We start from the raw sequence: 22,173 nt of genomic DNA, 5'->3' as shown, positions 1-22,173 counted from the left end.
CGTCACTTCATGAAGTGTCATTTTCGTCATACAAAGTATATTAAGTAGAACTATAGAAAGTAAAGAGTGAAGTATAGAAAGTCTGTCTGCGATCACATATTATGTTCCAACTTACTGATTGCCCGCCCTTGGCGGGTTTTCTCTTTATGAAAATCAGTTTACTGATGTGGCAGCCGTTCGCTACGCTCACGTCTGCTCACATGCGGGCTTCGCTGCGCTACGCCCGCTGACATCAGAAGAGTTTATTTATTCTTTGGCTGGGGGGAACACAGGTGGTTTAGGAAACTTTACTCCCCCCTAATTTTAGGGGAAGAGTAAAGGAAACAGGTGGTTTGAGGTTTCCTACATGACATCAGACGCGCTCAGGTACGGCTTTACCTCGTTTATGATAAATTATCATAAGTCTGTCATGACTCCCTTGCCTTTCGGCAACCGTGACGGGGCTACATAAAGTAGAATCTGAGGGATGCAAGGATCATTTGCGGATTGTCCCTGTACCGTGTGGTATCAAACCAGCAGTACAGGGACATGCTCCTCTAACGAGCGACACACCGACTGATTAGTCGGGACGGTTATTTAACGTGTGCTACCGTAAAACCACGGAAGATACTTATGTTTGTGCAAACTCGTCTTATTGGACTGGGAAAATAGAACCAATATCCCAGTCTTTTTCCTGTAAAAAGACGATTAGATCAGTTTCAGCAATAAGGTACGGTCTTGATCCGACTCTGATATTGTCGGGGGCACGTTCAGCCCGTAGCCCCTCGTTCTTAATCCATTGCCATACCCGATCAGGTGTTACAAGTCTGCTTCGGCTAGAATTGGTTAGCATGTTAGCAACCTCAGAAATGGAGTAGTAATTCATTTCTGACTCCCTCCTTTACCGTACACAAGGTTTTCAACGTCTTTTTGCTCGATCATCCAGCGTTGATTCACCTTGTAAGCCTTTAGTTTTCCTTCGTCAATCCACTTGTAAATGGTCAATTGCGATAGCCCCAGCAATGAGGCTACTTGCCGCGGGGTGTAGAACTTGCTAAGTGTCGTCATAACGTCACCTCATTATGAATTTGTATAGCTATTATAAGTAATCGAATAAAATCATTAACTCGGGAATGTCAGACTTTCTTTTGTCCAAAATGCAGGCAAAGGGATCGCAACATTTTCCAGCAGGAAAATGGAGGTAACTGTGTAAAATAGCAATTCGTTTTTTCTTGGAGGCTATCTTAATAAATCTGACTTTAACATCGAAAATATGTACATCAAATTAGGTTAAATTTGAGCACAGCTTTTCGGTGCGTACAAAGGTTCAAAGATTTTTTGGCACAGATATTTCAAGCGTTACCGATCCTTTTCTAAGTACCAATAATCCATCAGGCACTGGGTGGCATCTAAAATCGCTATGTTGCCCCGCTCCCGTCCTATAAAAATTTATCGCAACTGTTCCCACACTCACCACGATAGGGAAGGCGAGGAGGGGATAACTGATGAACAAAGTAGATCGTTTGTTTATCGGAGAAAATTCATTGGAAGAAGCATTAATCTTTATTCTGAATGGTCAAATTGACAAAATTTTATCAGCCGCTTACGATATCGGTAAAGCGAATACTCCCCTTTCTTGTGTGGATAAAGAAGGGGGAAAAAACTAATGTTGAAGGTTGTTATATATGCCCGTGTAAGTACCAAGCAAGATGCCCAAAAGAACAGCCTTGAAAATCAAGTATCGTATGCCATGAACCTGGCTGCCCAAAATGGCTGGACAGTTGTCGGTCAGTACATTGATGACGGAATCAGTGGGGCGACCAGAAACAACCGAGAAGGCATTCAGCGACTGCTTTACGATGCAAAGAAGAAAAAGTTTGATGCCGTAATCGCAAAGTCTGTATCAAGGTTAGGCAGGAACACCGTTGAAAACCTTCAAACCGCTCATGAAATAGAGTCTTCTGGGATTCGACTAATCTTGCCAGAAGATAACTACGATACAGAAACACGCGATAGCAGAATCATGTTTAATTTGAAGGCTGTATTAGCTGAGGAAGAAAGCGCAAAATTGTCCCAGCGGATCAAGATTGGATTGCGGGCAAGTGCAAGGCGAGGGGTTTACAAGGCTTCCCTCCCCGCGTTTGGTTACAAGCGTGACCCATTTAATAAGCGATTGGAATTGGATGAGGATTATGCTCCCATTGTCAGGGAAATATTTGACCTTTACCTGTATCATGATTGGGGCATGTACAAAATCAGCAACCACCTCATTGATCGTGGCATTCCAACTCCAAGAACCGTATCGGGCGCTAGTAACGCGGGGGAATTGTGGCATCAAAGCACAGTAAAACTCATTTTGAGTAATATTGTGTATACTGGTACGCTTGTTCATCACCGAGAAGAAACAAGGGATTTCATTTCCAAGAAGCGTAAACAAGTAGAACCCAGTCAGCAGATTGTTTTTGAAAATGCCCACCCTGCCATCATAACTATGGACGAATACAACGCCGTTCAAGAGAAAATGAAACAAAAGGGCAGGAACAAAAGCAACGGACGCGAGAGTCTATTTGCTCATATCGCTGTCTGCGCTGATTGTGGTAAGGGAATGGTTTTCCGTACCGACAGACGGAAAAGCGGGGCTTATGTTTGCGGGGGCTATGTGAAGCATTCACGATCTTTTTGTTCCTCACACATTGTAGAATCTGATACGTTACTGCAAGCGGTAAAAGATGACCTAAAAGAGTTAATTGCTGATAACGTCAGGTTGGAAAAGCTATACGGGGCGGTAAATGGCAAAGCCAATGAACAACAAGCCAAGTATGCCAAAGAGTTGACTAACATCAGCAAACGGTTGAAGCAGCTTAACAAAGAGTTTCAAAGCCTGCTGCAACTCTACTCTGAAAAAGTTATCGACATCGTACAATTCAAGGCTCAGAACGAACACATCCAAGAGGAGCAAACCAGGCTAACCCAAAAGAAAGCTGAGATAGAATCTCTGCTTGAAACGAAAAAAGACATGGATGAACAACTCCATGCCTTTAAAAAACAGATAGCCCGCTTCGCAAAGCTAGACATCGACGATGAACAAGTTTTGAAACAGGTTCTTCAAAGACTTATTCAGAAGATAGAAGTCAATGAAGATGGTACGATCAAAGCAATTCATTACAACATTACCCGCCCTCATTCGGTCAGGGCGTTAGAAAAACGAGGGGCTTAATCCGTAGCCCCTCTTAATTTAAGTAACACTGTACACTCCACATGCTCCGAATACGGAAACATAAATTAAAAAAGAAAAAACGGCATCTCTGCCGTTTTGAAGTTTAAGTATGGTGGAGACAAGGGGGATCGAACCCCTGACCTCTTGACTGCCAGTCAAGCACTCTCCCAGCTGAGCTATGCCCCCACGATAATAATGCTGGTATTCATTTTCCGGTACTACATCTGACCAGCTCGGAATCCCAGATGAACTACTTGCTTTTCCTTGGCTGTGTCAATGCTACATGGTGTGCTCCCAGCTGAGCTAAGGGCCCGTTATGTACGCAAACTTTGCATTGATTTAACTTACATTGAAAATATACCATACCCCACCTATAAAAAGCAATACCCAAATTACATGATAATCCCCTCCCCTTTCTTTTCTGCACAATCCCTCTTCTCTCGCCATCCACCATTTGGTAATATATACTAGAAGATCCCAATTCCCACCAAATTCACGCATCCCCGCACGCCGACTACACCACGATCACGAACGATCATCACAATCAAACAAGCCCCCTGCTCCTATCCTGCCCCAAAAACAACCCATATCAAAAAAAGAAAGCGAGTGAAACCCGTCCCTTCCACAAGCACCGATCCCAGCATATCATCCTCCTATGCCTGCTGCTCCTCTTCACCACATTCTACACACAACCAGCCTCTGCAAAATCATCCGACGAAGATTGGGTTTACTATTGGATTCGGAATGAGAAAGACTCCACATACACCATGTATAAAGATCGACCTGATTCCCCAACCCAAAAACCAGTGAAAATGACCTCACCAAAATATATAGTCGGCTCGCTCACAGAAACAAAGGGCTATGTGTACTATATTCAACACTACAATGACGGTAGGATTACTAGATTTTTTAAAGGATACATGTACAGGATCGATAAAAAGACAAAAAAATCGAAGCGCATGACTAGCAGATATATCTATACCATCGCTGCAGCCAATGAGACTATCTATTTTTCTGATCAAGGCACGCTCTACAAAATGAATCCGGATGGCAGCAAAAAGGAAAAACTTGTTGACGGCCATGTTACCACAATACAGATTTCAAATGGTTGGCTATATCATAACGATTTAGACCAAAAAACCATCAACAAAGTCCGGTTGGATGGAACGGACAACCAACAGCTAACTTCAGATGATGAGGAATTCAATGCATACGTTAGCTTTTTTGGCGTTTTTGGTGACTGGGTTGAGTTTGGTTCAAAGTCCAAGTCCGATCACAGCACTCAACACATCCTCCTAAACGCCAACGATCCCGAACACACCCGAATCAAGCTGGAAAACTCCACTCGCATCTTGGACGTCACCGACGACGGCATCTACATCCAAAGAGACAACATCCTCTACAAAAAAGACATCAAAACCGGCGACGAAACCCCGCTCTCCGACCTCGGCATTGACATCGACCTCACCAAGCTGGATGGATATGTCCACTCCTACCATTTCGCCGACGGCTATCTCCTGTACATCTCCAAAGACAACAACCTCAAAAAACTCACCTTCGCGAAACCGACGAACCGAACCCGTGAATAATGTCTTCACACGAGAGCTGGTCTGTATGACTTGCTCTCTTTTTCACGCCTCGTTCAGCTCAAACTATCACATACCGGTTCGTCGGCCTCCCCACGCCGCCATACTCGACATCCCGCTTCACCCGGCCGCTCTTCTCCAAAAACTCCAAATAGCGCCGGGCCGTCACCCGGGCGATCCCGATGCGTTCGGCGACTTCCTCCGCTGATAGCGCGGCTTTCTCCGTCGACAATTGCTGGACGATCTGCTCCAGGGTCTTATCCAGCAATCCTTTCGGCAGTTCCTTGCTATCCAGTACAGCGCTCCGCTGCGGCTCTGCCGCTTTACGAAACAGCAGTTGGTCCAAATCGGCCTGCGACACGCTTCCGTCCTGCTCCATCTGCTTCCGATAGCTCCGGTACGCTTCCAGCGACTGCTTGAGCCGCTCGAATTTGAATGGCTTGATAAGGTAATCCATGGCGCCGTTTCGCACCATGCTCTGGATGGTTTCCTTGTCTTTTGCCGCGGTGATGACGATGACGTCCGTCTCTTCGCCTTCCCCGCGCAGTTGCTGCAAGGTTTGGACGCCATCCTGGATCGGCATGAACACGTCCATGATGACGAGGTCGGGTCGCAGCTCGCGTACCATGCGGATGCCTTCCGCGCCATTTCCGGCGATTCCGACTACCTCGAACGGTTGGACCTGCTCGACGAACTGGCGGTTTACTTCCTGTACCATAGGGTCATCTTCAATAATCAGCACGCGTATAGGGTGCAGGTTGTTCACTGCGCGTCCTCCTTTTTCATCGGGAAGGTCAGCAAAAAGCTGCTGCCTGCCCCGGGCTGTGATTCGATCGTGAGCGTTCCGCCGCCTTTTTCGACAAGCTGGCTGATCATGAACAGTCCGATCCCTTGATGCTCTTGCTGTTTGGTGGAAAATCCGCGCTCGAGCACGCGCTGACGCGTCTCTTCATCCATGCCGATGCCGTTGTCCTCGACCAGGATGGAGCAGATTTCGTCATCCTGCTCGATGCTCACATACACTTCCTTGTCAACTTTATCCGTTTTCTCGAGGGCATCGAAGGCGTTTTCGACCAGGTTGCCGATGATGAGCACGATGTCATGGTTGTCCAGAAAGAACGGCAAGCGTTCCAACCGGCTTCTGCGATCGATGGTGACTCGGATGCCCAGCTCCTTGCCGCGGCTCACTTTGCCGAGCAGCAGTCCGGATACGTTCGGGTCGGCGATTTGGCTGGTCAAAAATCCGGTGATTTCCGCCTGCTGCTCGCTGATTTCAAACAAATAGGTGAGCGCCCGGTCCAGCTGGCCGAGCTGCAGCAGCCCGGCGATGGTATGCAGCTTGTTCATGTGTTCGTGGTTTTGCACGCGCAGCGCGTCGACGAACGCTTTGACGCCCGTCAGCTCTTCGGCGATTTGGGTGACTTCCGTCCGGTCCTGGAAAATCGCGAGCGCGCCTACGGTTTTGCCCTCGACTTTGATGAGAAAACGGTTCGACCAGAGCAGGGCATTGCCGACGCGCAGCTCGTAATTCAGGAACGGGCGTGCTTGTTCGAGCACTTCCGGCAGCCTCGTCTCGGGGATGACCTCGCGGATTGGCCGCCCCAGCACATCTTCTTCCAGCGGGATCGCGAATATTTCCTTCGCCTTGTCGTTAAAAATCGTGATCCGCTCCTGGATGTCGATGGCGATAACGCCTTCGTGCATGGCGTGGAAGGTCGCGGTCCGCTCGACCAAAATGCGGGCGATCTCGTCTGGCTCCAGGTTGAGCATCTGCTTCTTGATATGGCGCGCCAGCTGGTACGAACCGACGATGCCTGCCACTAACGAGAGCAAAAACGTGACGAGCACGCTTTCCTTTTGGGCGACAATCATCTGGGGAATACTGGGCAAAAGGCGGCCGACCATGACGACGCCGACCTGCTGATGCTCGCGGTTCATCACGGGAACGTAGGCGCGCAGCGCGGTGCCGAGCGCGCCCCGTACTTTTTGCTGGTACGTATGTTCCGCAAAGGCAGGCTCGGCGTCCTTGCCTGTATACGGTTGTCCGATCCGGCTCTCCAGTGGGTCCGAGTAGCGGATGCGGTTCATATCCATGACGACGATATAGGTGACGTCGTTGATGACACGGATTTTTCGCGCGACGGGAGCGATGTCTTTCCACCCGTTTGCCTGTGTCAGCTTCTCGCTGATCAAGGGGATTTCGGCGACGGTGCGCGCGGTCGTGGCGAGACGTTGGCCGATCTGGGTTTCCTGCAAGCGAATCATGCTGCCGAGCTGGATGATGCCGCCGATTACCAGCGAAAACAGCACGATTCCGATGGAGAGCAGCATGATTTTCCATTTGATCTTCATGACGTGTGCCACAAGCTGCTCTTCCCCTCCGCTGAAATGTCAACTACTATATATTGTATTGTAGAAACAGATGGACGAACAAATCAACTTTTTCGGAGTGTGGAACCTATGCGTTCTCGATTGGGCATTCTATTGTTCATTCTCGTCGGCCTGTTTACGGCGCTTGTCATCGGTTTTCAAAACGACCTGCTGTTTGCCCAACTCGGCTACGATGAAGAACAGGAGGGACTAAAAGAACGGATCGTGATCCGCTTTAGCCACGTCGTCGCGGAAAATACGCCGAAAGGGCTGGCGGCTGAGCATTTTTCCCAGCTCGTGTCGCAAAAAACGCACGGGCGGGTCGAGGTGCAGGTGTTTCCGAACGGCATCCTGTATTCCGATACGACGGAGCTGAAAGCGCTGCAGGATGGCGACATCCAGATGATTGCGCCCGCCGTATCGAACTTGTCGGAGGTCGACCCGGCCTGGTCCGCGCTCGATCTGCCTTACCTGTTTCATGATCATGCCGAGGTGAATCAGGCGCTGTCGGGCAAAATCGGCTCGCTCTTGTTTGACACGCTGGATGCGCACAACATGAAAGGTCTCGCGTTTTGGACGAGCGGTTTCAAGCAAATGACGGACAACCGCAATCCCCTCTTGTCTGTCGCCGATTTCGCCGGACAGCGCTTCCGCATCATCCCGAGCACGGTGTTGGCTGCACAAATGCGATCGTTGGGTGCAACGCCTGTGCCGATGGGGTTCAACGAAGTGTACCGGGAGCTGGCGGACGGGCGCATCGACGGCGAGGAGAACACGATTTCCAACATTTATTCCAAGCGGCTGTACCAGGTGCAGCGCTATATGACGCTGAGCAACCATGGGTATTTGGGCTATGCCGTCATCATGAGCAAGCCGTTTTGGGACAGCCTGCCCGCGGATGTGCAGGCAAGCATTCAGGAGGCGATGCAGGAGACGACCGCATGGAGCAACCAGCACACCGCCGAGCTGGACAAAAAAGACCTCGCGCTAATCCAGGAGAGCCGTTCGATGGCGATCCATGTGCAGACACCGGTGGAACGCGCCGCTTGGGAAGCGCATTTGCGGCCGCTGTATCAGCAGTTTGCCTCTGACATCGGCGATGAGCTGATGCAGGAAATCGAGCGGCTCCATCAGCAGCGTCCGCGACCAAAATGAACAAAACGATCAATATGACCGAATTATTTTAAAAGATTCTGAAAGTAGTACAATGAGTCCATCGATAAAGCGCTTCCAAACGAAAGCATACCCAAAGGATGTGACTCTAGTGCGAATCAATTTCAAGAATCTGACCGTGCAAGTCGTCATTGCCATTATTCTCGGTGTCCTCGTCGGTCAATTTTTTCCCAAGTTCGGTACCGAGTTAAAAGTTCTGGCTGACATTTTCGTCAAGCTGATCAAAATGATCATCCCGCCGATCGTGTTCTTCACCGTCGTGAACGGAATCGCCGGCATGGGCGACATGAAAAAGGTCGGCCGCATCGGCGGAAAAACCGTCCTCTACTTTGAAATCGTTTCCACCGTGGCGCTGGCCATCGGGATCATCGTCGTCAACCTGTTGAAACCGGGTGCGGGAATCGACATGAGCAAAGCGGGACACGGCGATATTACGCAATATACGAAAGCGGCGGCAGAAAGCAGTCACGGCTTCATCGATTTCGTGATGGGTCTGATTCCTGACAACATCGTCAGCGCCATGGCAAAAGGCGAGCTGCTTCCGATCCTGCTGTTCGCGGTATTGTTCGGTCTCTCGCTGGCAGCGATGGGACAAAATGCAAAGCCTGTGCTCCAGCTGTTTGACAAATTGACGCTCGGTTTCTTCGGCGTCGTCAACATGATCATGAAAGTATCGCCGCTCGCAGCATTTGGCGCAATGTCCTACACCATCGGCAAATTCGGGATCGGCTCGCTGTTTTCGCTCGGCAAGCTGATGGGTTCGGTATACTTGACCATGTTTTTGTTCATCGTCATCGTCTTGGGCTCGATCGCCAAAATGTTCAACTTCAACATCTTTTCGTTCATTAAATACATTCGCGAGGAAATTCTCCTCGTGCTCGGCACCTCCTCCTCCGAGTCGGCTTTGCCACGGATGATGGAGCGCCTGGAAAAATACGGATGCTCCAAATCCGTCGTCGGTCTGGTGATTCCGACAGGCTACTCGTTTAACCTCGACGGAACCTCGATCTATCTGTCGATGGCGGCGATTTTTATCGCTCAAGCATATGGCATCGATCTGACGCTTGGACAAGAGATTACGTTGCTCGGCATTTTGATGCTGACATCCAAAGGCGCAGCTGGCGTGACCGGCTCCGGCTTCATCACGCTCGCGGCGACGCTGGCCGCATTCCCGATGGTTCCGGTCGAGGGCATCGCGCTCTTGCTCGGCGTGGACCGCTTCATGTCGGAAGCCCGCGCGATTACCAACCTGATCGGAAACGGCGTGGCGACTGTGGTCATCTCCAAAATGGAAAACGAATTTACCCCTGTCGCACCGGTTGCAGCGGAAGGTTCCGGTACGCCAAGCAAGTCTGCGTAAGGGAAAACAGAAAAAAAGAGACGTCGGCCATGATGCTGACGTCTCTTTTTGCTATTCCCCGCCTATTTAATCGAGTACGTTTCATTCATGCGCTTTTGTGGCTGCACCACACGTTGCTTGGCGACTTTTTTTGCCGAGCGATTCGACATGTTTTCCAACACCATCGCGATGCCGATGCCAATGATCAGCCCATTGCTCAAAAGCGATACGAAAAACGGCGGCAAGGAGGCGAACGCCGTAGCCGGCACATACATGGCCCCGATGCCGGCAAACAGGGAGATGCCAACCGTTTGGTACAGGCGGCTGCGATTTTCCACCGCTTCAAACTCTTTGAGAGCCAATCCGATCGTGTTGGCAAAAATCGGGAACGCTGCTGCGAAGCCGACCGCTTCCGGCATCGCCGCCACAAACGAGGTGATCGGCGGGAACAGGCTGATGGCGATGATCAGTCCCGCGCCCATCACGAAAGGCACTCTGCCGGTAATTTTGGTCGTGGCGATGAAGCCAGCCGAGCCGGATACCGGTACCGCCCCGATTGCGGCAAAGATCCCGCCCAAAAACTGGTTGACCCCTGAAAAAATTCCCGCCTGCTTCAGCCGATTTTTGTCCACCGGTATGTTTTCCTGCTCCAGCACCTGTGTCACAACACTGATGGTCGCCAGCATGTTGGCGAGCAGGAGAAGCGTGGCGAACATGACCATGCCGATCATCGACGGTTCGATCCGCGGTGTGCCGAATACGAAAATGCCCGGCAATGTGAACATGTCAGTCACCTGCGTCACTGGCTTCGCCAAGCCGAACAGCGCAAACAGCGTCCAGCCGAGCACGATGCTGATCAGCACCGAATATTTGCCGATTCGCGGCATTTTTTTGATCAGGTACGAGGTGACGACGATGACGAGCGAGATCATCAGCACATCCCAGCGTACGACCTGGGAGTCTCCTTCCAATCCGAACATGCCTTTCAAAAAGGAGCCGCTGAGCTGCACCATCAAGAGCAGCAAATACGTGCCGACGATCGTCGGCGTAAACAGGCGCGCGATTTTTTCCACCAGTCCCAAAAGGCTCAGAACGATAAAAAGCACGCCGCTCAACAAAAAGGCATATTCGAGGACGCGAAGCGTCTCGTTATGCGATCCGAACAAGACCGTGCCTAATCCGGCATACAACGAAAAAATCCCCCACCAGATGCCCGCCGGCCCTTCCTGGATGGGGAGTCGATGCCCGAACAACGCTTGCAAAATGCCGGTAACACCCAAAATAAACAGCGTCCGCTGCACAAAGCCGACGGTATCTGCCGGATCGAGCCCATAGGTGGACGCGATGGCGACAGGCACCACGATGCTGCCCGATAACGTAAATAAAGCCCATTGAAGGGCGGCAACCATGTTTTTCATCTGATGATACCCTTCCTTTTTTGCTCCAACTGCACGCCTGACTTGCACTAGCATAATGCAAATGCAATAATGAATCAAATTACTATCATTCATGATCAGCATGAGGAGAAGCTCATGACCATTACCCAATTCCAGGTGTTTGCCACGATCGTTGAAACCGGCAGCTTCACGAAAGCGGGCGAGGCGCTCAATATGACCCAATCTGCGGTGAGCCATGCGCTGGCTGCATTGGAGGCGGAGCTGGGCGTTACGCTTTTGATCCGCGACAAGCGCCAGGGGCTTTTGCTCTCTGACATCGGCAAATCGTTTCTCGTCCATATTCGCGAAATTTTGAGCCGCTACGAGCAAATCAAACAGGAGGCGGCGCAGGCATCGGGGCTGGAGATCGGGACGATCCGCATCGGCAGCTTCCCCAGCGCGTCCATGCACCTTTTGCCGAAGATGCTCGGCGTCTTTCACAGCCAGCACCCCAATGTCGAGGTCGTGTTGTTTGAAGGAACGTTCCAGGAGGTGACCGAGTGGCTCACCTCCCGAATCGTCGATATCGGCTTCCTGTCCTTGCCGCACGCGGATCTTGACGCCATCCCGTTGACCCAAGACCAGATGATGGTCGTGCTCCCGCTCGGCCATCGGCTAAGGGACCACGACTCGATCCGCCTGGAGGAGCTGGCTGACGAGCCATTCATCATGACCAAAGCAGGGTCGGAAGTGCTGATTGCCAACATGTTTCGCGAAGCCAACATCTCGCCAGCCATCCGGTTTCACGTGCAGGATGGGGGAACGCTTTTGCACATGGTGCAGGAAGGATTGGGCATCACGATCGCGCCCGATCTGTCCTTGCCTCGCACGCCGCTCGCGCTGCATAAAAAGAGCCTCAATCCGCCGGTTTGGCGGCAACTCAGCCTGGCCTGCCCTTCCTTTCGCGATGCATCGCCGGCGGTCAAAGCTTTTGTTCAGGTTGCCAAAACCTTGTATCCCCATGAAGATGCTACGAAATGATAGGAAAAGAAAGAGGAGAAACAGATGCGCGGACAGCGTTCACGCAAATTCATCGCTTTTGTCCTGCTTATCGTCATCGTCTGGTCCGGCTTCATCCTCCATCGCATCAATGAGGTGGAACGTCAGGCGATGCCGCACAAGGCAGACGTCGCCATTGTGCTCGGGGCAGCTGTTTGGGGAGACGTGCCGAGTCCGGGGTTATCCGAGCGGTTGGACGTGGCAGTCGCCATGTACCACGAGCATTATGTGCCCAAACTGATTGTCAGCGGCGGACTTGGCACCGGCAAGCAGGTGGCCGAGGCGGTCGCCATGCAGCGCTATCTGATCCAGAAAGGGGTCCCGGAACAGGACATTCTGCTTGAGGACCAATCACACTCCACCTTTGAAAATTTGGTCAACAGCAAGCAGCTCATGCTCGAAAACGGCTTTGCTACCGCGCTTGTCATCAGCCACGGCTACCACCTGGCCCGTGCCGTCGACATCGCATCCACGCTGCATATGACAGTTTTTCCGGTCGCGGCCGAAACCCATGTCCTCTTCGTCCCGTACCACAAAGCCCGGGAAATCCTCGCCTATACCAAATGGAAGGTGATGAGCCTGATCGGCGAACCGGAGTGATGCCCCACGCACAAAAAAACCGCAGGCTACGCACACATTACGCGTGCAGCCTGCGGTTGACTCCTTCTATTTCACAAACCTCCACATAGTGGCGAATCCGTTCCATAATCCGCATCGCCTTCGTGGTCTCAATCCGGTTGCCGTTGGAAATCGACAGATGCTCCTCCAGCTCCTCCAGCGAATAATTGGAGGTGTACAAGGTTGGCATCTGCTTGGAGCTTCTGTGATGCAGGATGACGCCCAAAATCTCGTCGCGAATCCACGGCGTCAAGCTCTCCGCACCAATATCGTCCAAAATCAGGACAGGCACTTCCTTCAAAAACGCCAGCTTGCCGGAGTACGACTGGTCTGCGATCGATTCCTTGATCTCCCGCACGAAATCCGGCACATACACCATCAGCGACTGCACATTATGCTTGGACAGCTCGCGGGCCACCGCTCCCATGAGAAAGCTTTTGCCCACGCCGAACGGTCCGTGCACATAAAGCCCCTTCGGCTTTTTGCCGAGCGTGAAATCATTGCAAAAGCGCAGGGCGAGCGCCACAGCCTCCTGATTGCCGGCTGCGACCTCCAGCTTCCCGTCAAAATCGGCGTGCATCGTCTGCTCGGCCACATAGTAGCTGCGCATCAGCCGCTGCGTGCGCAGCATCTCCTCATGCGCCTGGAATTTGGCGCAGCTGGAAATCGCGCTGACCACTTGCCGATTGGCGACATTGAGAACCGTCGCATGCCCTTTCACCAAATTCGGGCAATCCGCGAGGGCTGTACACTTTTGACAGCAATACTGCTCCTTGACCGCCGTGTAGATCATCGAGAGCGAGCGCAGCATATCATCGCGGGTCACGTCCGGATGCTTGCGCTGGAATTCTTGCAAATAGGTAGAGGATTGCAGCATTTTATCCAACTGTTGCTCAGGCGTCCGCACCTGATTGTTCAGGCGCGTGCTGCGCTTCGCCAATTCTTCAAAAAACGATCCGATTGATTCCATTTACCAGGCTCACCCTCCCCTCTCCCGATTGCGCAGCGATTGCAGGAGCGCATTGATCTCGGGTACATCTTTGACGGTCTTTTTCGTTTGGGCAGATTCGGACCCTTCCGCGCTTTCCTGCTCCCGCTGAAGCTGACGCTGCACCGAGGCGGGCAGCTTGTCCTGCGGGATCGCTTTGGTACGCCGGTTGCCCGTCCCCACAGCCGTCTCGCGTCTTGCCGGCTGCTTGGCCTGCTCCACCGCTTTCGCCTGCGCTTCCGTGCGTTCCTGCAGCACTTTGACCGCCGCTTCGACCGTCGTGATTTGCTGCGCCTTCCAGCTATCGCGAATGGTTTCCACATACGCCTTGGGCAGCTCCATCTGCGTGCTGCGCATCGTGTGCAGCAAGAGCGCATTGGCCACCTCCGTCGTCAGGCCATCCGTGAACACAAGCGCCTCGGCCCGCTCCACGAACGTCTTGTTGATCCGGCCGCCAACGACTTGCTCAAGCAAAAGGAGCGGCGAGTACCGCCGGCAAACCCGGCTGAAGCTCGGGCTGGACGGATCTGGCACGGTGCCAGCCGTCAGGTCGGCATCTTGCGCCGGTGGAGCGCTCTGCTCTTTGTTCACGTATTTTTGCATCAGTCGTTTGCGCAGGGCGGACGGATCGAGCTGTCCGTGCTTGAACAGCGTCCAGTCTCCCAGCTCCACCCCCAGCATCCAGCTGTCGATTTGGTAAAAATGCATCAGCTTGTAAAAAAACTCGATATTTTCTTTCGTGAAAATATCAGCCGGATTCAGTTCCTTTGGAAGATTCAGGCGCAAGGAGGATAAGCTGAACTGCTCGGGCGTCTGTGCCACGTAGCTGCCATCCATCGCTGCTGCCGGGTAGCGCTCCTCCATCTGGTGCAAAAACCGGTCCGTCTCCGTACCCGGCCGTACATCAAGCTCCGATGCGGAGAGCGTATGGTACACTTCGTAAAACGGCTTGGTGAGGTTCTCCTCATATGGATACTCCTCTTCCAGCGCATAAGCCAGCGCATCCGCATACCTGCGCTTGATTTGCTCGAACTTTGTTTTTCCCACCTGGTTCAAGAGCATCACCGGCCAAATGTCCTCGGAAAAAAACTGCTTCGGCGACATCGGCGGCTTGAGGGTATATTCGAAAATATAGTCGCGCTGCCGGTTTTCACGGCGGCGAACCTCCAAAAGCCCCATCGCTTCCAGCCGCTCCCGCGCCGCCAGCAGCCGATCCAGCGTCAGCGAGGTCATCAACAGAAGACCGCGATGCGTGCTCTCCGCAGAGGCGCCGCTCGCCTCCTGAACCTCATGAATCAGAAGCTGGTACAGCGAATACGAGTCAATTCCTATCAAAGGCAAATAGAGATGGGTGGCAAAGCCCATCTCCGCAAAGCTGATCGGTCGTACGGTACGCACCAGATAACGGTCGTTCGGTGTTAATTCATTCCATACCAGGCGCAATCGCTCCAACCCTTCCTGTCAGTATTGATCTATTCATTATACCATCCTTTCGGAGAGGAAGAGTAGGGGGAGGAACTGGGAGCAAGCCGATTCGCTCACTCCCCCAGCGACCATTTCCAGACATGTTCAAACGGATGCGCAGCGCCATTCGTCTCAACGCCATGCAATGTTTTCGCGACTGCGTACGAATCCGGCAGACGAAGCAGCGGCATGATCGGCAAGTCCTGCGAAAACAGCTTCTGCCACTTGGCATACAAGCGCTTGCGTTCCTCCTCCGGCAAAAAGCGGTTGGCCCGATCGAGCAGACGGTCCGCTTCAACGTTGTGATAATGGGACGCATTAAAGCCAAGCTCGCCCGCTTTTTCCCGGCTGTGCCAAATGCGGGAAAGCACGGAAGGGTCCGGCCCGTCTTTCCAGCCGAATACATACAAGTCGTACGGACTTGCGCCAAAAACATATGCGGCGAATTCGTCCGCAGGAAGCGCTTTTGCCGTAAGCGTTACCGGCAGAGGGCGCCACGCTTCCTGGACGGCCGCAAACAGCCTCCCCCGCACAGCGTCCTGCGGATAGGCAATGACAAGCGAAAGCGGGTGGGCCTTGCTGTAGCCCTTTTCTGCAAGCGTACGAGCCGCCCGTTTTGGATCATAGACCGGCAGTGGCTGCGGCTTGTATGCGAAAGAGCGGGGGGATAGCGGGCCGTCCGCGATTTTGCCCATGCCAAAAAAGCGATCCCGCACAATCGTTTTCGGCGGCAGCGCCCAAGCCAGCGCGAGCCTCACAGCATGATCGGCAGTTGCCCCTTCTGACAGGTTAAAGCCGAGAAAATGATAGCCGGCCGCCTCTGTCGAAATGAGCTGCACATGCGCGGGCAACTGTTTGCCCAACAGCGCTGCCTGCTTCGGCGACACCCATGCCAAGTGCACATCGCCTGCACGCAGCGCCGCTTCCGTACGATCGGCGGGCAACCTGCGCACCTGAAGTGCTTGTAACCGGGGAGTGCCAGCGTAGTAATGCGGATTGGCAGCAAAAGTCCAATCTGCTCCCTCCACCGCCTGTGCCTGAAACGGCCCCAGCCCCATCAGCTGACCAGCTCGTGAAAGCTGTTCGAGCTGCCGCATGTCTTTTCCGGCAAGCTGCCTGGCTGACAGCAGCGGTGCAGTCAAGATCGGCAAAAACGAACGGTCCTCCTGCACAAGACGAATCGTGACCGTTTGGCTGTCACGATCGGTGACGATCCCGCTGATATGATCGGCTCTCCCCGCACGATAGGGGGAAGCCCCTTCGACCACGGCCATCTGACTGCGCCAAATTCCGTAAAAATCCGGTCTCGCATATGTCTCCAGCGTTGCCCGGACATCGTCGACGGTGACAGCCGTCCCGTCCGGCCACTTCAAGCCGGGGCGCAGCTGTACGGTGATGACGGCTCTGCCAGCGCGCGGTTCCGCCTGGAATGCAGAAGCGAGGGCGGGTGCATACGTTTGATCCGGACGGGCCTGAATAAGCCCTTCATAGGCAAATCGTTCAATCGGGGTCAGCTCCTGCTCCCGCTTGTCCAATCCGAGCGGGTCGATCGCCGGATATTGCTCCGGCACGGCGATCACGGCGGTCTGTCCCCGTTGTCCGGCCGATGCCAGATCGGTTGTTGGCTGACCTTCCGCGCCCTTTGCTGCCTGTGCCAGCATCTGCTGCCGGGCTGGCACTTTGGCAGCTGTATAACCTGGAGACTCTTCTGCCACACGAACGGCGGCACTGTGTCCGGTCTTTTGGCCCGTGGAAAACGTCTGTCCATTCCGGTGGAAACAGCCACTCACAAGCAAGACAAGCAAAAGAAAGACGACTCCCATCCATCGGGATGGCCAAGGCATCTTCATTTGGTTCCCCCTCCCCGCCGTTATCAGGAATTTTCGGGGTTTGTGCGTGCTTGCGCCAAAAGCTCCTCCAGTTCTCGCATGAACACGTTGATGTCTTTGAACTGACGGTAGACGGAAGCAAAGCGCACATACGCCACCTCGTCTACGTAGTATAACCGCTCCATCACTTTTTCCCCCACATCTTTGCTGGGGATTTCCGATTGAGCGGAACTGCGAAGTTCTTTTTCAATTTCATTCACGATATTTTCCAGTGATTCCAAAGACACGGGTCTTTTTTCACAGGCACGAATCAGCCCGCGCAAAATTTTCTCGCGGCTGAACTCTTCCCGCGTACCGTCTTTTTTGACGATCAAAAGCGGCGTCTCTTCGTACACCTCAAACGTAGTGAAGCGGCGGCCGCATTCCTCGCACTCTCTGCGGCGGCGAATGGATTTATTGTTGTTGAACGGACGGGAGTCCAATACTCTCGTACTATTACTTTCACAAAACGGACATCGCATAAACTATCAACTCCAGAATTGGCAATCCTTATTTTTCAGTGTCCCTCATCTTAACTGCCTAGTCAAGTTCCAATCCTATTACCTATTTCCATCTTTTTTCTGTTTCTTTACAATGAAAACATGTATGTGGACACGGGAGGATGGAACGTATGCGCTTGGTCTCAATCAAACAGGCGAAGCCTAGCATGAAGCTTGGCAGAACAATTTTCACAGATGACGGCAAGGTTCTTCTTGGCGCAGGTGTCCTGTTAACCGAGCGGCTCATCCTCGGTTTGATCCGGTCCGGAATCGATTCGCTCTATATCGATGACCCGCGGACCAATGACATTATTGTACCCGATATGATTACCCCTGAGACGCGGAACAAAGCGGTGGACACGATCCAGCGCACCGTCCGGCAGATCACGAATTCCAACAAGGTTGCGCGCCGCATTTCGGTAAAAGATATGGGCATGCATTTCCAGCAGGTTTTCCACTCGATTTTGACAGACTTGATGGCAAATGAGCAGATGCTGCTTCATCTGACCAACCTCTGCTCGCAGCCGGGCGCGATCTATCATCATTCGGTCAACGTCGCCGTGATGGCTACCGCAGTCGGGATGTCGCTCGGCTACAACCGCAACCAGCTGAAAGAGCTGGGCATCGGCGCCCTGCTGCATGATATTGGCAAAATTGACCTGCCTGAGGAAATGACCTCGAAAAAGACGAGATGGTCGGACGAGGAACTGGAATATGCCAAGCAGCATGCGATGAATGGCTTCAACATTCTGCGCAAGCAGCATGACATCTCCCTCTTGTCTGCGCACGTCGCGCTGCAGCATCATGAGCGCCTCGATGGAAGCGGCTATCCGCAAGGCTTGAAAGGGTCGCAAATCCATGAATACGCCCAGATCGTCGGAATCTGCGACGTCTATGACAATTTAACAACCCCGCGCCCATGGCGGAAGCGCTTTTTGCCGCAGGATGCGCTCGAATATTTGATGGGCTCCGGCGGTCACCTGTTTGAGCTGAAATTGATCAAAGCGTTCCGGGAGCATATCGCGATTTTCCCGCTCGGCACCTCCGTGGTGCTGAATACGGGCGAAGCCGGCGTCATCTGCAAGGTTGATCCGCTTTACAGCCATCGTCCGACCGTGCGGATCATGCGAGATGGCCGAGGCAACGAGCTGCGGATGTCATACGAATTGGATCTGCGCGAAGAACTGAAGCTGTTTATCGTCGGTTTTGATGATGAAGAACTGTTCAGCTTGCCGAATGCAGCAAATAAATAACCGAAAAACCCCCTGCTCCGAAATCAATCGGTAGGCAGGGGGTTTTTCACTGACAGAAGCCCACTGGACAAAAAACCGCTGCGGACACGAGTCGATCGTGTTCACAGCGGTTGCTGCTCAAGCTTTAGCCGCGAACGCCGGCCGCCGCTACTTCCTTGCTTGGATTTTTCATATCCGACACGTGGCGAACGAGGTCTACTACACGGCAGGAATAGCCCCACTCGTTGTCGTACCACGCAATGACTTTTACTTGCTTGTCACCCATCACCATTGTGGAAAGCCCGTCGATGATGGAGGAATGATCGTTTCCGTTGAAATCGCTGGAAACGAGCGGTTCTTCCGTGAATTCGATATAGCCTTTCATTTCCCCTTCAGCCGCTTCACGCAGTACGCGGTTTACTTCCTCGGCCGTTACGCTCTTTTGCACGTTGACCACCAGATCGACAACCGAAACGTTCGGAGTCGGCACACGCAGCGAGAAGCCGTTCAGACGACCGTTCAGCTCTGGCAGCACTTTGCCTACCGCGCGGGCTGCACCTGTTGTCGTAGGAATGATCGATTGGCCGCAAGCGCGCGCACGGCGCAGGTCTTTGTGCGGGTTGTCGATGTTCACCTGGTCGTTGGTGTAGGAGTGGATCGTTGTCATCATGCCATACTCGATGCCGAATGCTTTGTGCAGCACATCGGCTACAGGAGCCAGACAGTTGGTCGTGCAGGATGCATTCGACACGATGTGATGGTTTTCATGGTCGTATTTGTCGTGGTTTACACCCATTACGATGGTGATGTCTTCTTCTTTTGCCGGAGCGGTGATCACGACTTTTTTCGCGCCCGCTTGCAGATGCTTGGATGCGCCTTCACGATCTTTGAATTTGCCAGTCGCTTCAACCACGATCTCAACGCCGAGATCGCCCCATGGCAGGTTCAGCGGATTGCGGTCCGACAAGACCACAGTCGGTTTGCCATCGACAATGATCTGGTTTCCATTCACTTCTACTTTATTGTTCATCCGTCCATGGATGGTGTCATGCTTGAGCAGATGCGCTAAAGTTTCAGGGGGATAGCTGGCGTTAATGGCAACGATTTCAATGTTAGGGTCCTGTATCGCTCTGCGAAATACCATGCGTCCGATTCGTCCGAAACCATTGATCCCAATTTTGATAGTCATTATAATAAATCCCCTTCCTGGAGTATAGGTTATCCTTATTCCGTTATCTCTATTATAATAAGTATGTCACAATTATCAATGTGTTTTACTGAAAAATAAATATTTGGACTTTTTCCCCGAGAAAAACAAGGCCGCTGCAGCGGTTTGACAAGATACAAAAAAACGCCTTTCCCAAGAGGAAAAGACGCATTGTACCAACTCATTCAAGACGTTCGTTATATACCTGATTGTAGCGCTGCTGATAATAAAGCACGCGCTGCACGTAATGGCGCGTTTCGCCATACGGGATGTTCTCCAGCGAATCCGGTGACCCGTTCCACATCTTTTGGCTCATCCAATTGTTCACCTTGCTCGGCCCCGCATTGTAGGCCGCGATTGCCGGAACCAGCTCGCCTTCAAATTTGGTTAGCAAATAAGACAAATACCAGGCTCCCACCTGGATGTTGACCTCCGGCTTTTCCAGATCGGCCACCGTCAGCTCCTTGAATCCGCCTTGCTTGATCACCCAATCAGCGGTGTCAGGCATCAATTGCATCAGCCCAAGCGCACCTTTGCGCGAAACGCGGCCTTCCTCGAAATTGCTTTCCGTGCGGATAATCGCGACGATCAGCCGCGGGTCGACCGTATAGCGTTCGGCTGCCTGCAATATTTCTTGATGATATTTCACCGGGTACATCCATTTCCAGACCATCGGCGAATTGATGACCATAAACACGGCCATCAACACCGCCAGCAATACCCAGATCGCTTTTTTCCGCCGCATTATGACAACTCCGCATGCAGTTTTGCCAATAAAGCGTCCACTTGTCGTTCCGTTTCCTCGCGTGTGCCATGATTGTCAATGATATAGTCTGCCTTGGCTTTCTTCTCATCGATCGGCATCTGCGCCTCCAGCCTGCGGTTGGCCTGGACCTCATCAAGCTCATCCCGCTCCATCAGACGTGAGCGTTGGACCGCTTGGTCGACGTACACGACCATGACCTTATCGACCATATGCGTCAATTTGCTTTCATACAAGAGGGGGATATCCATGAACACAATCGCTTTACCGGAGCTTTCCGCTGATTCCGCTTGTTCACGCATTTCGCGGCGAATTTCCGGATGGATGATGCCATTCAGCACCTGACGCTCCGCCTGATTGGCAAAAATGATTTCCGCAAGCTTTTTGCGATCAAGCTGGCCGTCCGGCTTCAACACTTTACAGCCGAAATGAGCTGCGATGGCCTGGTATGCCGGCATGCCCGGCTCGACTACTTCTCGCGCAATCTGGTCGGCGTCAACGACTGTATACCCACGCTGCCTGAGCATGGCAGTCACAGTGCTTTTTCCGGTGGCAATGCCCCCGGTAAGCCCTACTATCATGGTTTTCGCCTCCTTGTTATTCCTTCTGGCACCGAGGACAGATGTGGGTCCCGCGCCCGCCCACCACAAAGCGGATGATCGGCGTGGAACAAACCTCACACGGTTCTCCTTTGCGCCCGTACACTTTCAGCGACTGCTGGAACATCCCCATCTCGCCCTGGCCGTTCACATACGACTTGATGGAGCTGCCCCCTTGATCGACCGCTTCCTGCAAAGTCCTCACGATGGCTTCATGCAATCGCGCAACCTGCCTGGATGTCAGCTTGCCCGCTGGCCGTTCCGGGTGTATGCTTGCCCGAAATAACGCCTCGTCCACATAAATATTCCCCAGGCCGACAAGAAATTCTTGGTTTAGCAGGAGCGGCTTGATTTTTGTCGTTTTCGCTTTCAGCATTTTTTTCAACCGGTCGGGTGTAAAGCCCTCGTCGAGCGGTTCCGGCCCCAGCTTGCCCAGCGGCTCTTCCGTCATTGCCACATCGGCCGGCAAAAGATCCATCGTCCCGAATTGGCGCACATCGCGGTAGCGCAGCTCGGTTTTGTCGGTGAAGCGAAAAACGACATGCGTATGCTTTTCTACCTCATCGCCGGGCTGGTACAGACCATAGCGGCCTTCCATCCGCAAATGAGAAATCAAAATATCGTGATCAAGCACAAACAAGATGAATTTGGCGCGTCGTTCAATGCGGTGGATGGTTTGGCCGGCCAATTGCGCGCAAAAATGCTGGACATCGTCCGGCCGGCGGATAATCCGCGGCAAATGGACGATAACCTGGTCGATTGTCTTGCCGACCACAAGCTTGCGCAGCGTGCGGACAACCGTTTCCACCTCTGGCAATTCAGGCATGTGTCAAGT

Annotated in this window: 21 protein-coding genes and 1 tRNA gene; 8 read left to right on the top strand and 14 right to left on the bottom strand. The window is 52.7% G+C overall.

What is annotated here, in order from left to right; all coding sequences use genetic code 11:
• Positions 1 to 631: 631 nt before the first annotated feature.
• Positions 632 to 865, bottom strand: coding sequence for a hypothetical protein (locus tag ACTID9_RS07065; RefSeq protein WP_441070520.1), 234 nt, complete (start codon positions 863 to 865; stop codon positions 632 to 634).
• On the bottom strand, positions 862 to 1,047 hold the full coding sequence (locus ACTID9_RS07060) for a helix-turn-helix domain-containing protein (protein ID WP_441070519.1): 186 nt from the start codon (positions 1,045 to 1,047) through the stop codon (positions 862 to 864). Before ACTID9_RS07060 ends, ACTID9_RS07065 begins: the two co-directional genes overlap by 4 nt.
• 437 nt (positions 1,048 to 1,484) lie before the next feature.
• Between ACTID9_RS07060 and ACTID9_RS07055 the strand changes: the two genes are divergently transcribed.
• Both ACTID9_RS07055 and ACTID9_RS07050 read left to right on the top strand, forming a co-directional pair.
• Positions 1,485 to 1,646 carry a hypothetical protein gene (locus ACTID9_RS07055; RefSeq protein ID WP_441070518.1) on the top strand — a complete coding sequence of 54 codons (162 nt, stop codon included), beginning with the start codon at positions 1,485 to 1,487 and terminating at the stop codon, positions 1,644 to 1,646.
• On the top strand, positions 1,646 to 3,196 hold the full coding sequence (locus tag ACTID9_RS07050) for a recombinase family protein (protein ID WP_441070517.1): 1,551 nt from the start codon (positions 1,646 to 1,648) through the stop codon (positions 3,194 to 3,196). The genes ACTID9_RS07055 and ACTID9_RS07050 overlap by 1 nt, the downstream gene beginning before the upstream one ends.
• A 110-nt stretch (positions 3,197 to 3,306) precedes the next feature.
• On the opposite strand, the gene ACTID9_RS07045 is transcribed toward ACTID9_RS07050, so the two are convergent.
• Positions 3,307 to 3,382 (bottom strand) — tRNA-Ala (locus ACTID9_RS07045).
• Positions 3,383 to 3,660: 278 nt separating this feature from the next.
• On the opposite strand from ACTID9_RS07045, the gene ACTID9_RS07040 reads away from it, so the two are divergent.
• Positions 3,661 to 4,785: a DUF5050 domain-containing protein gene (locus tag ACTID9_RS07040; RefSeq protein WP_441072471.1), complete on the top strand. Its 1,125-nt coding sequence runs from the start codon at positions 3,661 to 3,663 to the stop codon at positions 4,783 to 4,785.
• A gap of 58 nt (positions 4,786 to 4,843) precedes the next feature.
• Here ACTID9_RS07040 and ACTID9_RS07035 read toward each other — a convergent pair whose 3' ends face one another.
• Together ACTID9_RS07035 and ACTID9_RS07030 are read right to left on the bottom strand one after the other, a co-directional pair.
• On the bottom strand, positions 4,844 to 5,500 hold the full coding sequence (locus ACTID9_RS07035; RefSeq protein WP_441072469.1) for a response regulator: 657 nt from the start codon (positions 5,498 to 5,500) through the stop codon (positions 4,844 to 4,846).
• 44 nt (positions 5,501 to 5,544) lie between these two features.
• A complete protein-coding gene (locus tag ACTID9_RS07030) occupies positions 5,545 to 7,134 on the bottom strand; it encodes an ATP-binding protein (RefSeq protein ID WP_441072467.1) in 1,590 nt (529 codons plus the stop codon).
• Between the two features lie 108 nt (positions 7,135 to 7,242).
• Here ACTID9_RS07030 and ACTID9_RS07025 point away from each other — a divergent pair, with 108 nt between their 5' ends.
• Both ACTID9_RS07025 and ACTID9_RS07020 read left to right on the top strand, forming a co-directional pair.
• Entirely contained in the window at positions 7,243 to 8,307 is a 1,065-nt protein-coding gene (locus ACTID9_RS07025; RefSeq protein WP_441070516.1) for a DctP family TRAP transporter solute-binding subunit, read from the top strand.
• A gap of 109 nt (positions 8,308 to 8,416) precedes the next feature.
• On the top strand, positions 8,417 to 9,685 hold the full coding sequence (locus tag ACTID9_RS07020; protein ID WP_441070515.1) for a dicarboxylate/amino acid:cation symporter: 1,269 nt from the start codon (positions 8,417 to 8,419) through the stop codon (positions 9,683 to 9,685).
• Between the two features lie 62 nt (positions 9,686 to 9,747).
• Here the strand turns inward: ACTID9_RS07020 and ACTID9_RS07015 are convergent, their stop codons facing one another.
• Positions 9,748 to 11,082: a purine/pyrimidine permease gene (locus tag ACTID9_RS07015; RefSeq protein ID WP_441070514.1), complete on the bottom strand. Its 1,335-nt coding sequence runs from the start codon at positions 11,080 to 11,082 to the stop codon at positions 9,748 to 9,750.
• A gap of 114 nt (positions 11,083 to 11,196) precedes the next feature.
• Here ACTID9_RS07015 and ACTID9_RS07010 point away from each other — a divergent pair, with 114 nt between their 5' ends.
• Together ACTID9_RS07010 and ACTID9_RS07005 are read left to right on the top strand one after the other, a co-directional pair.
• Positions 11,197 to 12,081, top strand: a complete 885-nt coding sequence (locus tag ACTID9_RS07010) for a LysR family transcriptional regulator (RefSeq protein ID WP_441070513.1) — start codon at positions 11,197 to 11,199, stop codon at positions 12,079 to 12,081.
• 24 nt (positions 12,082 to 12,105) lie between these two features.
• The gene (locus tag ACTID9_RS07005) at positions 12,106 to 12,699 is read left to right on the top strand and encodes a YdcF family protein (RefSeq protein WP_441070512.1); all 594 of its coding nucleotides are present in this window, start codon (positions 12,106 to 12,108) and stop codon (positions 12,697 to 12,699) included.
• Positions 12,700 to 12,736: 37 nt separating this feature from the next.
• Here the strand turns inward: ACTID9_RS07005 and dnaI are convergent, their stop codons facing one another.
• From dnaI to nrdR, 4 genes are all read right to left on the bottom strand, one after another.
• Entirely contained in the window at positions 12,737 to 13,687 is a 951-nt protein-coding gene (dnaI, locus tag ACTID9_RS07000) for a primosomal protein DnaI (protein WP_441070511.1), read from the bottom strand.
• A gap of 9 nt (positions 13,688 to 13,696) precedes the next feature.
• Positions 13,697 to 15,148, bottom strand: coding sequence for a DnaD domain protein (locus ACTID9_RS06995; RefSeq protein ID WP_441070510.1), 1,452 nt, complete (start codon positions 15,146 to 15,148; stop codon positions 13,697 to 13,699).
• A 95-nt stretch (positions 15,149 to 15,243) separates the two neighbouring features.
• Complete coding sequence (locus ACTID9_RS06990) at positions 15,244 to 17,019, bottom strand: ABC transporter substrate-binding protein (RefSeq protein WP_441070509.1); 1,776 nt, start codon at positions 17,017 to 17,019, stop codon at positions 15,244 to 15,246.
• A 23-nt stretch (positions 17,020 to 17,042) separates the two neighbouring features.
• Positions 17,043 to 17,519 (bottom strand): transcriptional regulator NrdR, encoded by a 477-nt coding sequence (gene nrdR, locus ACTID9_RS06985; RefSeq protein ID WP_441070508.1) that lies wholly within the window; start codon positions 17,517 to 17,519, stop codon positions 17,043 to 17,045.
• Positions 17,520 to 17,668: 149 nt separating this feature from the next.
• Between nrdR and ACTID9_RS06980 the strand changes: the two genes are divergently transcribed.
• Positions 17,669 to 18,790: an HD-GYP domain-containing protein gene (locus ACTID9_RS06980; RefSeq protein WP_441070507.1), complete on the top strand. Its 1,122-nt coding sequence runs from the start codon at positions 17,669 to 17,671 to the stop codon at positions 18,788 to 18,790.
• Between the two features lie 124 nt (positions 18,791 to 18,914).
• Here the strand turns inward: ACTID9_RS06980 and ACTID9_RS06975 are convergent, their stop codons facing one another.
• The 4 genes from ACTID9_RS06975 to mutM all read right to left on the bottom strand — a co-directional run bounded on the left by ACTID9_RS06975 (position 18,915) and on the right by mutM (position 22,164).
• Positions 18,915 to 19,958, bottom strand: coding sequence for a glyceraldehyde-3-phosphate dehydrogenase (locus tag ACTID9_RS06975; RefSeq protein ID WP_441070506.1), 1,044 nt, complete (start codon positions 19,956 to 19,958; stop codon positions 18,915 to 18,917).
• Between the two features lie 199 nt (positions 19,959 to 20,157).
• Positions 20,158 to 20,721 carry a lytic transglycosylase domain-containing protein gene (locus ACTID9_RS06970; protein WP_441070505.1) on the bottom strand — a complete coding sequence of 188 codons (564 nt, stop codon included), beginning with the start codon at positions 20,719 to 20,721 and terminating at the stop codon, positions 20,158 to 20,160.
• Entirely contained in the window at positions 20,721 to 21,320 is a 600-nt protein-coding gene (gene coaE, locus ACTID9_RS06965; RefSeq protein WP_441070504.1) for a dephospho-CoA kinase, read from the bottom strand. Before coaE ends, ACTID9_RS06970 begins: the two co-directional genes overlap by 1 nt.
• 16 nt (positions 21,321 to 21,336) lie before the next feature.
• Positions 21,337 to 22,164: a DNA-formamidopyrimidine glycosylase gene (mutM, locus tag ACTID9_RS06960; protein ID WP_441070503.1), complete on the bottom strand. Its 828-nt coding sequence runs from the start codon at positions 22,162 to 22,164 to the stop codon at positions 21,337 to 21,339.
• Positions 22,165 to 22,173: the final 9 nt, after the last annotated feature.

It is taken from the genome of Brevibacillus fluminis (assembly GCF_052072235.1).
In the GTDB taxonomy this organism is placed as follows: domain Bacteria; phylum Bacillota; class Bacilli; order Brevibacillales; family Brevibacillaceae; genus Brevibacillus_D; species Brevibacillus_D fluminis_A.
Note: the sequence above shows the minus strand (reverse complement) of the source record. Positions and strands in the feature narration are given on the sequence as shown.